General features: G+C 73.4%; 10 protein-coding genes. 5 read left to right on the top strand and 5 right to left on the bottom strand.

The genetic code is table 11. The annotated features are described in order from the left end of the window. Positions 1-450: 450 nt before the first annotated feature. Entirely contained in the window at positions 451-2,337 is a 1,887-nt protein-coding gene (locus LZF96_RS03025; protein ID WP_233865346.1) for a long-chain fatty acid--CoA ligase, read from the top strand. Between the two features lie 120 nt (positions 2,338-2,457). Here the strand turns inward: LZF96_RS03025 and hemW are convergent, their stop codons facing one another. From hemW to LZF96_RS03010, 3 genes are all read right to left on the bottom strand, one after another. Next, complete coding sequence (gene hemW / locus LZF96_RS03020) at positions 2,458-3,690, bottom strand: radical SAM family heme chaperone HemW (RefSeq protein ID WP_233865344.1); 1,233 nt, start codon at positions 3,688-3,690, stop codon at positions 2,458-2,460. 80 nt (positions 3,691-3,770) lie between these two features. Further along, the gene (locus tag LZF96_RS03015; protein ID WP_233865488.1) at positions 3,771-4,631 is read right to left on the bottom strand and encodes a DUF3097 domain-containing protein; all 861 of its coding nucleotides are present in this window, start codon (positions 4,629-4,631) and stop codon (positions 3,771-3,773) included. Between the two features lie 138 nt (positions 4,632-4,769). Further along, positions 4,770-5,519, bottom strand: coding sequence for an MBL fold metallo-hydrolase (locus LZF96_RS03010; RefSeq protein WP_233865342.1), 750 nt, complete (start codon positions 5,517-5,519; stop codon positions 4,770-4,772). 538 nt (positions 5,520-6,057) lie between these two features. Between LZF96_RS03010 and hrcA the strand changes: the two genes are divergently transcribed. From hrcA to LZF96_RS02995, 3 genes are all read left to right on the top strand, one after another. After that, on the top strand, positions 6,058-7,074 hold the full coding sequence (gene hrcA, locus LZF96_RS03005; protein ID WP_233865332.1) for a heat-inducible transcriptional repressor HrcA: 1,017 nt from the start codon (positions 6,058-6,060) through the stop codon (positions 7,072-7,074). Next, positions 7,075-8,205 carry a molecular chaperone DnaJ gene (gene dnaJ, locus LZF96_RS03000; RefSeq protein WP_233865331.1) on the top strand — a complete coding sequence of 377 codons (1,131 nt, stop codon included), beginning with the start codon at positions 7,075-7,077 and terminating at the stop codon, positions 8,203-8,205. Positions 8,206-8,269: 64 nt separating this feature from the next. Beyond that, a complete protein-coding gene (locus LZF96_RS02995; protein ID WP_233865329.1) occupies positions 8,270-9,028 on the top strand; it encodes a 16S rRNA (uracil(1498)-N(3))-methyltransferase in 759 nt (252 codons plus the stop codon). Between the two features lie 127 nt (positions 9,029-9,155). On the opposite strand, the gene LZF96_RS02990 is transcribed toward LZF96_RS02995, so the two are convergent. Together LZF96_RS02990 and LZF96_RS02985 are read right to left on the bottom strand one after the other, a co-directional pair. Further along, positions 9,156-9,347 (bottom strand): methionine/alanine import family NSS transporter small subunit, encoded by a 192-nt coding sequence (locus LZF96_RS02990; protein WP_233865328.1) that lies wholly within the window; start codon positions 9,345-9,347, stop codon positions 9,156-9,158. After that, positions 9,347-10,999 carry a sodium-dependent transporter gene (locus tag LZF96_RS02985; protein ID WP_374203077.1) on the bottom strand — a complete coding sequence of 551 codons (1,653 nt, stop codon included), beginning with the start codon at positions 10,997-10,999 and terminating at the stop codon, positions 9,347-9,349. Before LZF96_RS02985 ends, LZF96_RS02990 begins: the two co-directional genes overlap by 1 nt. 446 nt (positions 11,000-11,445) lie before the next feature. On the opposite strand from LZF96_RS02985, the gene LZF96_RS02980 reads away from it, so the two are divergent. Beyond that, positions 11,446-14,754 (top strand): S41 family peptidase, encoded by a 3,309-nt coding sequence (locus tag LZF96_RS02980; RefSeq protein ID WP_233865326.1) that lies wholly within the window; start codon positions 11,446-11,448, stop codon positions 14,752-14,754. The last annotated feature ends 36 nt before the right edge of the window (positions 14,755-14,790 follow it).

Below are 14,790 nucleotides of genomic sequence, written 5' to 3'. Positions count from 1 at the left end.
TTCCGGTCCCCGGGGCCGCCGCGGGCCCCCGTCCCCGTCGGTTCGATTCCGGAGACCGCGCCCGTGGCACGGTCCCGAACCGGGACCCGGTACGAACCGGTCCCGCCGTTCGGGGCCATCCGTTCCCCCGGACGGGGGAACGGGGCGAATTCCCGGACACTCGCCGGAACGCCCCGCCACCGGTCCGCTCCCGGTCCGCAAGTGGCGGACCGGGGCGGCCCGATGGTCGTGGAACGGGCGCCCCCGGGGACCTTCGGGGACGGGGAACGCCGGGCCGGCTTCGGTACGATGTTGCCCCCCACCAGGCGACACCCGGCGCCGTAGGATGGGCACAGGCTCATATCGACCGGCACGTGGACCCTTACGTACGAGCGCCGACACATCTAGTGTGAGCGCCACTCGAGGTTACTCGTGAGTCACCCCAAAGAAGTGCGGGACCCGGAGGAAGTCGTGAGCGAGAAGCAGAATCCGATCGAGAATCGTCCGCCGTCCGTGGCGCATCTGTTCCTCGATCGGGTCGAGACAACCCCCGACAAGGAGGCGTACCGCTACCCGGTGCCCTCCGCCGGCGACGGGCCCGATGACTGGCGCAGTTACACCTGGGCCGAATCCGCGCAGCGCGTCTTCGCCATCGCCGCCGGGCTGATGGCCCTGGGCATCCGTCCGGAGGAGCGGGTGGCCATCGCCTCCGCGACCCGGGTGGACTGGATCCTCACCGATCTCGCCGTCCTCTGCGCCGGTGCCGCCACCACCACGGTGTACCCGCAGACCAACGCGGACGAGACCGCCTTCATCCTGAAGGACTCCGGTAGCCGGGTGCTCGTCGCCGAGGACGCCGCGCAGTTGGCGAAGGCCCGTGAGCGCCGCTCCGAGCTGCCGGACCTGGCGCACGTGGTCATCATCGAGACCGCCGACGCGGTGGCCGCCCCGGACGACCCCGAGGGCTGGGTGCTGTCCCTGGAGGAGCTGGCCGAGCGCGGGCGCGCCCACCTGGAGAAGAACCCCGAGGCGGTGCGGGAGTCCGTCGCCTCCCTGCGCGCCGACCAGCTGGCCACCCTCATCTACACCTCGGGCACCACCGGTCGGCCCAAGGGCGTACGGCTGCGCCACGACTCGTGGTCCTACATGGGCCACGCCATCGAGGCCATCGAGCTGTTGAACTCGGAAGACCTCTCCTACCTGTGGCTGCCGCTGGCGCACGTCTTCGGCAAGGTGCTGATCGCCGGCCAGGTCAAGGTCGGTCACTCGGCCGCGGTGGACGGTCGGGTCGAGAAGATCATCGAGAACCTGCCGGTGGTCCGCCCCACCTACATGGCGTCCGTGCCGCGCATCTTCGAGAAGGTCTACAACGGCGCCGCCAACAAGGCCCGCGAGGGCGGGGGGGCGAAGTACAAGATCTTCCTCTGGGCGGCCCGGGTGGCCAAGGAGTACGGTCGGGTCACCCAGGACAACTTCTTCCGCACCGGGGCCCGCACCGCCCCGATGGGCCTGCGGGTCCAGCACGCGATCGCCGACAAGCTGGTCTACTCCAAGCTGCGCGAGCGCTTCGGCGGTCGCATGAGGGCCTGTGTCTCGGGTTCCGCCGCGCTCGCCCCGGAGATCGGCTACTTCTTCTCCGGCGCCGGCATCCACATCCTGGAGGGCTACGGCCTGACCGAGACCAGCGCCGCCAACTTCGTCAACCCGGGCTCCGCCTACCGCACGGGCACCGTCGGCAAGGCCCTGCCCGGGCTGGAGGTGCGCGTCGCCGACGACGGCGAGATCCTGGTGCGCGGCCCCGGCGTCATGGAGGGGTACCACGGGCTGCCGGAGAAGACCGCCGAGGTGCTGGAGCCGGACGGCTGGTTCCATACCGGTGACATCGGCGAGCTGTCCGACGACGGCTACCTGCGGATCACCGACCGCAAGAAGGACCTGTTCAAGACCTCCGGCGGCAAGTACGTCGCGCCGACCGAGGTCGAGGGCCGGTTCAAGGCGGTGTGCCCCTACGTGTCGAACATCCTGGTCATCGGCGCCGACCGGAACTTCTGCAGCGCGCTGATCGCCCTGGACGAGCTCGCCCTGATGGCCTGGGCCCGGGAGAACGGCATGGAGGACATGACGTACGAGCAGGTGGTGGCCGATGCCCGCACCCGGGAGATGGTCGACGGCTACGTGCGGCAGCTCAACGAGGACCTCCAGCGCTGGCAGACCATCAAGCAGTTCCGCGTCCTGCCGCGCGACCTGGACGTGGAGCACGGGGAGCTCACCCCGAGCCTGAAGCTCAAGCGTCCGGTGGTGGAGAAGGAGTACGGCCACCTCATCGAGGAGATGTACGAGAGCTCGAGGGTCGGCTGACCGGTCGGCTCATTCGGCGAGGGGCGGGGTCCGACGGGCTCCGCCCCTCGCCGTGCGAGGGCGGGTGCGCGGGGCCGGGCGTCGACGCCCGGCCCCGGGTCCGGCCGCGTCCGCCCGGGCTCAGTCGACGAGGTCCCGCGCCACCGCGTCGGCCAGCAGCCGACCGCGCAGGGTCAGCGCGGCACGGCCCGCTCCGAAGGAGTCCTCCCGCAGCAGCCCGTCGGCCAGATACCGTTCGGCGGCGGCCCGGCCGGCGGGCTCCAGCAGCGTCAACGGGCAGCCCTCGACCATCCGCAGCTCGAGCAGGATCCGCTCGGTGCGCCGTTCGGCGGGGCTCAGGATCTCCCGCCCCGAGCCCGGCGACCGTCCCTCCGCCAGCGCCCGGGCGTACGCGCCGGGGTGGCGCGCGTTCCACCACCGCACCCCGCCGACGTGGCCGTGCGCGCCGGGGCCCGCGCCCCACCAGTCGCCGCCGTTCCAGTACAGCTCGTTGTGCCGGCAGCGCCCGGCGGGGGAGGTCGCCCAGTTGGAGACCTCGTACCAGGAGAACCCGGCGGCCGAGAGCATCTCCTCGGCGATCAGGTACCGGTCGGCGTGCACGTCGTCGTCGATGGGCGGGATCTCCCCCCGCCGCACCCGGCGGGCCAGCGCGGTGCCCTCCTCCACGATCAGCGAGTACGCCGACACGTGGTCCGGACCGGCCCCGATCGCCGCGTCCAGGGAGGCCCGCCAGTCGTCGTCCCCCTCGCCCGGGGTGCCGTGGATCAGATCCAGGCTGACGTGCTCGAACCCGGCCGCGCGCGCCTCGGCCACGCACTCCTCCGGGCGTCCGGGCCGGTGCCGGCGATCCAGGATCCGCAGCACGTGCTCGCGGGCGCTCTGCATCCCGAAGGACACCCGGGTGAAGCCCGCCGCGCGGAGGGCGGCCAGGTGGGCCGGGTCCACCGACTCGGGATTGGCCTCGATGGTGGCCTCCGCGTCCGGGGCCAGGCCGAACTCCTGGCGCAACGCCTCCAGCAGCCGCCCCGGGTCGTCGACCGGCAGCAGGGTGGGGGTGCCGCCGCCCAGGAAGACCGTCTCCACCGGCCGCGGGTCGTCCCCCAGGACCTTCCGGGCGAGCCGGATCTCCTCGATCAGCAGATCGGTGAAGTTCTCCCGGTTCACCCCGGCGCCGTCCGGGCCGCGCAGTTCCTCGGCGACGTAGGTGTTGAAGTCGCAGTAGCCGCAGCGGGAGGCACAGAAGGGGACGTGCAGGTAGAAGCCGAGGGGGCGCCCGGCGGCGCCGTCGAGCGCGCCGGGCGGCAGCGAACCGTCGGTGGGGACCGGCTCGCCCTCGAGGGGGATGGAAGGCATGGGGCCCATTCTCCCGGGCCCGTGCGGAAGGCGTTTCCCGACGGGGTTCCGGGGCACCGGAGGCGGCCGGTGGGTGGGGGTCAGAGACCGAGGGGGCCGTTGGGGCCGCCCACGGTCACGTGGTCGATGAGGTGTTCCACCGGCCCGAGCAGGGCCGGCTCCAGGTCGCGGTAGGAGTGCACCGAGCCCAGGACGCGACGCCAGGCCGCGCCGGTGTTCTCCGGCCAGCCCAGGGCCCGGCAGACACCGGTCTTCCAGTCCTGCCCCCTCGGTACCCGGGGCCAGGCGTCGATGCCCACCGAGGCGGGCTTGACCGCCTCCCACACGTCCACGAAGGGATGGCCGGTGACCAGCACGTGCGGACCGGAGACACCGGCCGCGATGCGGGACTCCTTGCTGCCCGGCACCAGGTGGTCCACCAGCACGCCCAACCGGGCCTCCGGGCCGGGGGAGAACTCCGCGACGATCGCCGGGAGGTCGTCGATGCCCTCCAGGTACTCGACGACGACGCCCTCGAGGCGCAGGTCGTCGCCCCACACCTTCTCCACCAGTTCGGCGTCGTGGCGCCCCTCGACATAGATCCTCCCGGCGCGCGCCACCCTGGCGCGCGCTCCGGGCACGGCCACCGACCCGGAGGCGGTCCGCCCCGGCGTGACGGCGCCCGGTCGGTCGGGGGCGTCGGTCGGGCGCGGACGCGCCAGGGTCACCGGACGCCCCTCCAACAGGAAGCCGGCCGGTTCCAGGGGGAAGACCCGCTGCTTGCCGAAGCGGTCCTCCAGGGTGACGGTGGGGCCCTGCGCGGTTCGCTCGCAGCGGATCACCGCGCCGCAGAAGCCGGTGGACACCTCCTCCACCACGAGATCCGGTTCGGCGGGCACCTCGGACACGGGGGTCCGCTTCCGCTTCCACGGCGGGGTGAGGTCGGGGCCGTACTCACGCATGCGCACCGACCGAGTCTAGAACGGTGTCCCCGCGCCGCCGGTCATCGCGCGGGGGTGTCGGCGGAGTGCCGGCGGGAGCATCGGCGGGAGGAGGCGGGAGTGTCGCGAGGTCCGGTCCGGGCCGATCACCCGCGGCGGTCACCCGGTCTCGGGTGTCCCGAACCGCGTGGCGAGCGCCCTGCGTTGGGCGCGCAGGAAGGCGGCGTCCACCACCGCGCCGTGGCCGGGTACGTAGCGGGCGTCCGCGCCGCCGAGGCGCAGCAGGCGGTCGATCGCGTCGGGCCACCCGTCGGGGTGGGCGTCCGGGCCGGCCTGCGGCTCGCCGGACTCCTCCACGACGTCCCCGCAGAAGACCACCGGCGGTACCCCCGGCGCGCCGGTCACCAGCAGCGTCAGGTCGTGGCCGGTGTGGGCGGGGCCCGGTGCCATCGCCACCACCCGGCGACCCGCGGGGGCCGTGCCGGTCGGGAGGGGAGCGCTCGACGGGGGAGCGGCCGGGCCCGGCTCGGCGCCGGGTGGGAACACCTCCCGCCACTCCCACCGGCCGGCCACGAGGGCGTCCATGGCGGTGTGCACCGACGCCGGGTCCAGACCGTGCCGGACGGCGTCCGCCCCGATCTCCTCCGCCCCGGGGCCGGTGATCACGTCCTGGGTGCCGGCCGCGGCCCACAGCACGGTGTCCGGCAGACCGCCGACGCCCAGCAGGTGGTCGAAGTGCGGATGGGTGAGGACGACGTGCCGCACGGGAACGCCCGCGGCGCGTTCCGCCGAGCGGCGCAACGCCGCGCCCTCGGAGGGGCCGGCACCGGTGTCCACGAGCGTCGCCCCGGTGGGACCGACGATCAGGCCCACCGTGGCGTCCCAGCCGGGCAGTCGGCGACGGAGCACACCGGGAACGATCTCCTCCCACCCCTCCCGGTCCGGGGGCGAAGGGGCGGACCCGGAGGCCACCGGCTCCGGTACGGGTTCGGTGATCGGGGTCGTGTCCGGCGTCGGCGTCGGCGTCGGGCCGGGGTCCGGAATCGGTTCGGTGACGGGTCCGGGATCCGGGTCCGGGCCGGGTGTCCGGGAGGCGCCCGCCCCCGTCGGTCGGTCGCCGGGCGTCCCCGCCCGTCCGGCCCGCGGGCCCCCGTCGTTCCCGTGCTCCCGGGACTCCCCGTCGGTTCCCTCGGTCCGCGCCATGCCGTCGACCGTACCCTTACCGGTGGCCCCCGGCCCCGGTGTGCGGGGATCGCCGGTCCGCTCCGGCGTCACGCGCTCGTCACCGGGGCCGGCGCGGGGGCACCGTCGCGCGATACCGTCGAGCGGGCGGGCTTTCCCCGGCCCCGGTACCCGGCCGTACACTGGCTCCGGGACCTCTGGCACTCACCGGACGGGAGTGCCGGCACAGCAGAGCGGGTAACGGGCCGGACGGGAGGTGCGCGGCATGCTGAGCGAACGCAGACTTCAGGTGCTGCGGGCGATCGTCCAGGACTACGTGGGCACGCAGGAGCCGGTGGGGTCCAAGGCCCTCACCGAGCGGCACAACCTGCGGGTGTCCCCGGCCACGGTCCGCAACGACATGGCGGCGCTGGAGGACGAGGGGTACATCGCCCAGCCCCACACCAGCGCGGGGCGGGTGCCCACCGACAAGGGGTACCGGCTCTTCGTGGACAAGCTGGCCGACGTCAAGCCCCTCTCGCGGGCCGAGCGGCGGGCGATCCGCAGCTTCCTGGAGAGCGCGGTGGACCTGGACGACGTGGTGGGCCGTACGGTGCGGCTGCTCGCGCAGCTGACCCGGCAGGTCGCCGTGGTCCAGTACCCCTCGCTCTCGCGTTCGACGGTGCGTCACGTGGAGTTGCTCGCACTGGCCCCCGCCCGGGTGATGCTGGTGCTGATCACCGACACCGGCCGGGTCGAACAACGGGTGATCGACTGCCCCGCCCCCATCGGCGAGACGTCCCTGGCCGACCTGCGCGCCCGGTTGAACGCCCGCATCGCCGGGGAGCGGTTCACCGAGGTCCCGCACCTGGTGAGGGAGCTTCCGGACTCCTTCGACGCCGAGGACCGGGGCACGGTCCAGAGCGTGTTGGCCACCCTCCTGGAGACGCTGGTCGAGGAGACCGAGGAACGGCTGATGATCGGCGGTACCGCCAACCTCACCCGTTTCGGGCCGGACTTCCCGCTCACCATCCGTCCGGTGCTCGAAGCGCTGGAGGAGCAGGTGGTGTTGCTCAAGCTGCTCGGTGAGACCGAGGACTCGGAGATGATCGTCCGCATCGGGCGGGAGAACGTCCACGAGGGGCTGACCTCCACCTCGGTGGTGGCGGTGGGATACGGTTCCGGGGACGAGGCCGTGGCCAAGCTGGGCGTCGTCGGCCCCACCAGGATGGATTACCCCGGAACCATGGGTGCCGTGCGCGCGGTGGCCCGATACGTCGGACAGATCCTCGCGGAGAAATAAGTGGCGACTGACTACTACGCCGTCCTTGGTGTGCAGCGAGATGCCTCGCAGGATGAGATCAAGAAGGCGTTCCGACGTCTGGCCAGGGAGCTGCACCCGGATGTGAATCCGGATCCCAAGACGCAGGAGCGGTTCAAGGAGATCAACACCGCCTACGAGGTGCTCTCCGACCCGCAGAAGAAACAGATGTACGACCTGGGTGGCGACCCGATGGGGGGCGCCTCGGCCGGGGCGGGCTTCGGCGGCGCGGGGTTCGGCAACTTCTCGGACATCATGGACGCCTTCTTCGGTACCGCCGCCCAGCGCGGGCCGAAGTCGCGCACCCGGCGTGGCCAGGACGCCCTGATCCGGCTGGAGATCGACCTCAAGGAGGCGGCCTTCGGCACCACCCGGGAGATCCAGGTGGACACCGCCACGGTCTGCAACACCTGCAACGGTGAGGGGGCCGCGCCCGGTACCTCCGCGCAGACCTGCGACATGTGCCGCGGGCGCGGCGAGGTCTCCCAGGTCACCCGGTCCTTCCTCGGTCAGGTGATGACCTCCCGGCCGTGTCCGCAGTGCCAGGGCTTCGGCACCGTGGTGCCCACCCCGTGCCCGGAGTGCGCCGGGGACGGGCGGGTGCGCTCGCGTCGGACGCTGACGGTGAAGATCCCGGCCGGCGTGGACAACGGCACCCGCATCCAGTTGGCCGGTGAGGGCGAGGTCGGCCCCGGCGGCGGCCCCCCCGGCGACCTGTACGTGGAGATCCGGGAGAAGCAGCACGAGGCCTTCCAGCGGCGCGGCGACGACCTGCACTGCACGGTGACCGTGCCGATGACCGCCGCCGCCCTGGGCACCAAGGTGCCGCTGGAGACCCTGGACGGCACCGAGGAGGTGGACATCCGTCCCGGCACGCAGTCGGGTCAGTCCATCCCGCTGCACGGTCGCGGTATCACCCACCTGCGGGGCAACGGTCGCGGCGACCTCGTCGTGCACGTCGAGGTGCAGACGCCGGGCAAGCTCGACGCCGAGCAGGAGGAGTTGTTGCGCCGGTTCGCCACGCTGCGCGGCGAGGACCGCCCGACGGGGCAGTTCCAGCCGGGGCAGCAGGGCCTGTTCTCCCGGCTCAAGGACGCCTGGAGCGGCCGGTGAGCCGGGCGCGCCTCCGGCTCCGTCCCGTCCACCGGCTTCCCGGGGCCCCCACGGGGGGCCGGCGGTGACCGCCCCGCTCTTCGTGCACGGAGCCGTCGCCGACGCCCTGCCCGGGGGCGAGTTGTGGCTGGAGGGGGCGGAGGGCCGGCACGCCGTCTCGGTGAAGCGGCTGCGGGTCGGTGAGGAACTGGTCCTCGCCGACGGGCTGGGCCACGGCGCGGTCGGTGAGGTGACCGGGACCGAGGGCCGCGAACGGCTGCGGATGGTGGTGACCGCCGTCCGCCGGGAGCCGGACCCCGAACCCCCGGTGACCGTGGTGCAGGCCCTGCCGAAGGGCGACCGCGGCGAGGTGGCGGTGGAGACGCTCACCGAGACCGGCGTGGACACGATCGTCCCCTGGCAGGCCGCGCGGTGCGTGACGCGGTGGCGGGCCGAGCGCGGTGGGAAGGCGTTGGCCAAGTGGCGGAACACCGCGCGGGAGGCGGGCAAGCAGTCCCGTCGGCTGCGGTTCCCCGGCGTCACCGACCCGCACACCACCCGGGAGGTGGCCGTGCTGATCGCGGGGACGGTCGGGGCCGGCGGAAGTGCCCTGGTGCTGCACGAGTCCGCGACCGAGCCCCTGGCCCGGGTCGTCGGGCCCGCCGCCGCTGGGCCGGTGACGCTGGTGGTGGGCCCGGAGGGCGGCATCGCTCCGGAGGAGCTGACCGCCTTCGAGGAGGCGGGGGCCCGGACGGTGCGGTTGGGGTCCGCCGTGTTGCGGACCTCCACCGCCGGGACGGTCGCCGCCGCGGTCGTGCTCTCCCGCACCCCGCGCTGGGGGTGACCGCCCCGCCGTCGCGGCGGTGCCCGCCCCGCGGGCGCGGCGACGGCGACCGGGACGACGGTGATCACCGCCGGGGCGTCCGGCGACAACGACCGCGACGGGGGCGAGGGCGGGGGAGCGTTCGGGCTCAGGGTCCCGGCCGGCCGGCGGGCCCGTCGGCCGGCCGGGACCCTGAGCCGGGCGGGGCGTCCGGGTGGAGGTCGGCCTCCGGCCCGGAGCCCGGGTCGGGGTGTCGGCGCAGCAGGATGATGGCGGCGATCAGGCCGCCCCACACCAGGCCGATCGAGACGATCATCATGATGACGGCGCCTGCGGACATCAGGGGTTCCCGTTCCGGTCGGTCCGACCCCGATCATCGGGACCGGAGGTGTTCGGTGGGGCCGGGCTGTTCGGGTCTCCCGGCGAACCGCCGGCGGTTCGCCGGTGTTTCGCGGCGGTACGGGTTCGCCGGCCGGTGGGCCCGTCCCTCGCGGTTTCGGCCCCCTTGGAGTCCTTCGTCGGCCCCGATCGCCCGGACAGCAGGGCCATCACCACGCCGAAGAGCACCGCCACCACCGCCACGCCCCATCCCGCCCACAGCAGGAACGACGTGGCGTAGCCCTCGTAGTTGTCGGAGAACTCGTCGATCAGGCTGTCGATCATCATCCAGCCGAGGACCAGGGGGGTGACGACGGCCAGGAAGAAGCGCCACCAGCGGCCCAGCAGGAGCGCCGAGGTGGCGTCGGCGTCCGCCTGGAGGACCGGCAGCATGCGCAGCACCCAGGAGACGGTGATCACGATCACCAGGGCGGCCAGCGCGATGCCGTACTGGTTGATGAAGTGGTCGGCCGCGTCCAGCACGTAGAGGCCGCCGTCGGTGGGGAAGAGCAGCAGGGACACCAGGGCGGTCAGGCCGCCGACCGACAGGACGGCGGGGACCCTGGCCATTCCGGTGCGGTCCTGTACGGCCGAGACCACCACCTGCACGATGCTGATCAGTGAGGAGATACCGGCGACCACCAGTGATCCGAAGAAGAGCATCCCGAAGAACCCGCCCAGCGGCATCTCCGAGATGATCTGCGGGAAGGCCACGAAGGCCAGGCCCAGCCCGGAGCTCGCCACCTCGTCCACGCCCACGCCCGCCGCCGTGGCCATGAAGCCCAGGGTGGCGAAGACGCCGATGCCGGCGAGGATCTCGAAGGAACTGTTGGCGAAGCCGGCGACCAGACCGGAGCCGGTCAGGTCGGCTCGTCGGCGCAGGTAGGAGGCGTAGGTGATCATGATGCCGAAGCCGATGGACAGCGAGAAGAAGATCTGTCCGTAGGCCGCCACCCAGACCGTGCCGGAGGTCAGCGCGTCCCAGTCGGGGGAGAAGAAGGCGTCCAGACCGATGTCGGCGCCCTCCAGGGTGAGCGCGCGGATCACCAGGATCAGGAAGAAGACGACCAGCAGCGGGATGAAGATCTTGTTGGCCCGCTCGATGCCGCGTCGCACACCCAGCGCCAAAATCGCCAGGACCGTCACCCAGACCGCGACCAACGGCCAGAACACGCCGGGCACGAAGGCGGAGAAGGCGCCCGGGGTGTCGGCGGTGCGCAGGAACTCCCCGAACAGGAAACCGTCCGGGTCGTCGCCCCAGCTCTGTCCGACCGAGAAGCCGACGTAGCGCACGGCCCACGCCAGGATCACCGCGTAGTAGGTGGCGATGACAAAGCAGATGGCGACCTGCCACCAACCGATCGCCTCGGCGGGGCGGGCCATTTGCCGGAAGGCGCCCGGCGGCGCCGCCCGGTACCGACGCCCGATCGTGTACTCCAGGATCAGCAGCGGGAGGCCCGCCGTGATCAGGGCGATGAGGTAGGGCAGGAGGAAGGCACCTCCGCCGTTCTCGTACGTCACGGCGGGAAAGCGCCAGATGTTGCCCAGGCCGATCGCGGAGCCGATCGCGGCGAGGATGAAGCCGGCCCGGGTCGCCCACTGTTCGCGGGGCATGCCCGGGACCGCGCCGGAGGGTCCGCCGGTGGGGGGCGGGGACGATTGCTGAGCCATCGCGAACTGCCCTTCGTGGTCCCCGGTGTGCCCGGTGGGTGGGCCGGTGCGGCGGGGCCGGCGCCGGTCGTCGGTGCCCGGGAGCGCGGTCGGGGACGGGTGGGATCGGGGGCGGGACACGCCCGGTCCGGTACGCCGGGATCACGCCGATCCACCTGATTGATCGGCTTATCGCACGGTAGCAGTGGGTTCGTGGATCGGCGCGTCATGCGCGTCCGGGTGCGCGGCACGACCCCTCCGCACCCCCGACACGTCCGTCCGAGACCGTCCCGGATCCGGCGCACACCACACCGTTCTCCGATACGCGCGCCCCGGGCGCGCGCGACCCGCGTCCATCGGCCGTGGAAAACACCTGTCGCCACGGGCCTCCGCCTCCTAGGGTGCGAGGCGTGACAGCTCCTTCCTATCTGCGATATCCGCATCCGAACGGTGACCTCCTGACCTTCGTCGCCGAGGACGACGTATGGGCGGCGCCGGTGGCCGGTGGTCGGGCGTGGCGGGTCAGCGCCGACTCCGTGCCCGTCTCCGCCCCACGACTGTCGCCCGACGGCGAACACATCGCCTGGACCTCCGGTCGGGACGGCGCCCCCGAGGTACACCTCGCCGCCGTCGACGGCGGGCCCTCCCGGCGCCTGACCCACTGGGGCAGCGGGGAGACCGGTGTCCGCGGCTGGCTGCCCGCGATCGGGGACGACGAGCCGGAGATCCTGGCCATCACCCCCTACGGCCAACCCTCCTCCCGCCACACCGTGGTCCGCGCGGTGCCCATGGACGGCGGCCCCTCCCGCGTCCTTCCGTACGGCCCCGTCAGCTCCGTCGCCCACGGACCCGACGGGGCCGTCCTGTTGGTGTCCGCCGGTCAGTCCAGGGGCCGTGACGGCGCCCGCTGGAAGCGGTACCGCGGTGGTACCGCCGGCAAGCTGTGGATCGACCGCGACGGCTCCGGCACCTTCGAGCGGGTGCACGCCGACCTGAACGGCAATCTCGAATGGCCCATGTGGGTGGGCGGACGCATCGCCTTCGTCTCCGACCACGAGGACACCGGCGCCCTCTACTCCTCGCTGCCCGACGGCTCCGACCTGCGCCGGCACTCCCCGCTGGACGGTGGCTACGCCCGCCAGGCCGCCACCGACGGCGAGCGGGTGACCTGGATGCGGCGCGGCGAGCTGTGGCTGCTGGAATCCCCCGACGCCGATGAGCCCCGCCCCCTGGACGGCATCCGGCTCGCCGGCCGTCGGACGCACCGGCGCCCCCGCCCCGCCCCCGCCCTCCGGCGGCTGGGTGGCGTCGCCCCCGACCACGACGGGCGCGGCAGCGCCGTGGAGACCCGCGGCACCCTGCACTGGCTGACCCATCGGGAGGGGCCGGTGCGGGCCCTGGACGTTCGGCCGGGCGTCCGGGCCCGACTGCCCCGGGTGTTCCGATCCGCCGACGCCGACGGCGAACGGGTGCTGTGGGTCACCGACGCCGAGGGGGAGGACGCCCTGGCGATGGCCCCCGCCGCCCCCGCCGCCGAGGAGGAGGGCGTCCCGCCCCGCCTGCTGGCCTCCGGCGAACTGGGACGGGTCCTCGAGCTGGCCGTGGCTCCCGACGGCTCCCGGGCCGCCGTCGCGGCCCACGACGGCCGGTTGCTGCTGGTGGACCTCGCCGACGGCGCCGTGCACGAACTCGACCGCAGCTCCCACGGTGACGTCGACGGACTCGGCTTCTCCCCCGACTCCGCCTGGTTGGTGTGGTCCCACCCGGGGAGCGCGCCGCTGCGGCAGCTCAAACTCGCCCGGGTCGCCGACCGCGAGGTCGTCGAGGCCACCCCGCTGCGCTTCCGGGACTTCTCACCGGCCTTCACCCGGGACGGCAGGCACCTGGCGTTCCTCTCCGAGCGCACCTTCGACCCGATCTACGACGCCCACGTCTTCGACCTCTCCTTCCCCGCCGCATGCCGGCCCCACCTGCTCACCCTGGCCGCGGAGACCCCCTCGCCGTTCGGGCCGCGGCGCCACGGCCGGCCCGTGCCCGGCGCGTCCGCCGACCCCGCCCCCGGTGGTGCCGACGGCGACACCGGTGACGGCGCCGACGGCGCCGACGGGACCGCCACCGGCGGTGGGGAACCCGGGAACACCGGCGCCCCGGCCACCCGGGTGGACGTCGAGGGGCTCGCCGACCGGATCATCCCCTTCCCCGTCGACGCGGGCCGCTACTCCGACCTGCGCGCCTGGTCCGACGGCGTACTGTGGCTGCGCCAACCGATCAGTGGCACCCTGGGAACCTCCGCCGGCGCCCCCGACGGCAAGCGCCCCGGCAACACCGTGGAGCGGTACGACCTCACGCGACTGCGGACCGGCACGCTCGCCTCCGACATCCGGGGCTTCGAGGTCACCGGTGACGGCAAGCGTGTCCTGCTGCGCATCTCCGGCGGGCTGCGCCTCGTTCCGGCCGACTCCACCAATCCCGGCGAGGACGACGAGCAGAGCGTCACCCCCGACCTCGGACGGGTGCGCCTGACGGTGGACCCGTCCGCCGAGTGGCGCCAGATGTTCGACGAGACCGGCCGACTGATGCGAGATCACTTCTGGCGGGCCGACATGAGCGGTGTCGACTGGGACGCGGTGCTGGCCGAGTACCGGCCCCTGGTCGAGCGGGTCGCCACCCACGACGATCTCGTGGACCTGTTGTGGGAGGTCCACGGCGAGTTGGGCACCTCACACGCCTACGTCACACCCCCCGCCTCCCCGGTCCCCGCCGCCCGGCGCCAGGGCCTGCTCGGCGCCGACCTGGCCCGCGACGCGGACGGCACCTGGCGGGTGGAGCGGGTGCTGCCCTCGGAGACCTCCGACCCGCAGGCCCGCTCACCGTTGGCCGCGCCCGGCGTGGCGGTGCGGGCCGGTGACGCGATCCTGGCGGTGGACGGCGTGCCGGTGGACCCGACCGCCGGACCCGGCCCACTGCTGTCGGGCACCGCCGACCGGGCGGTGGAACTGACCGTCGCCCCGGCCGACGGCTCGTCCCGCCGCCACGCGGTGGTGGTCCCCCTCGACAGCGAGGAGCAACTGCGGTACCACGACTGGGTGGCCGGGCGCCGGGCGGCGGTCCGGGAACTCTCCGGGGGCCGCCTGGGCTACCTGCACGTGCCGGACATGGTCAGCAGTGGCTGGGCCCAACTCCACCGCGACCTGCGCATCGAGATGGGGCGCGAGGGGTTGATCGTGGACGTCCGCGAGAACCGCGGCGGCCACACCTCGCAGTTGGTGATCGAGAAGCTCGCGCGGCGGATCATCGGCTGGGACCTGCCCCGCCACCAGGAGCCGCTCAGCTATCCGGAGAACGCCCCGCGCGGTCCGATCGTCGCCATCAGCAACGAACACGCGGGTTCCGACGGTGACATGGTGACCGCCGCGATCAGGACCCTGGGGCTCGGTCCGGTGGTCGGCACCCGTACCTGGGGTGGTGTGATCGGTATCGACATGCGCTACGACCTGGTGGACGGCACCGCCATCACCCAGCCGCGCTACGCGATCTGGCTCAAGGGCCACGAGTGGTCGGTGGAGAATTACGGTGTCGAACCGGACATCGAGGTCCCCATCCCGCCCCACGAGTACGCGGCCGGTCGCGACCCGCAGTTGGAGACGGCCGTGCGGCTGGCGCTGGAGGAGTTGGAGCGCAATCCGGCGGCCGTGCCACCGGGCCTGCCCCCGCTCTGACGGTTCGACGGCCCCGGCCGGCCCCGTCGGATTCCC

It is taken from the genome of Streptomyces sp. ST2-7A (assembly GCF_021390475.1).
Taxonomy (GTDB): domain Bacteria; phylum Actinomycetota; class Actinomycetes; order Streptomycetales; family Streptomycetaceae; genus Streptomyces.
This window is presented reverse-complemented; position numbering and strand designations above follow the sequence as displayed.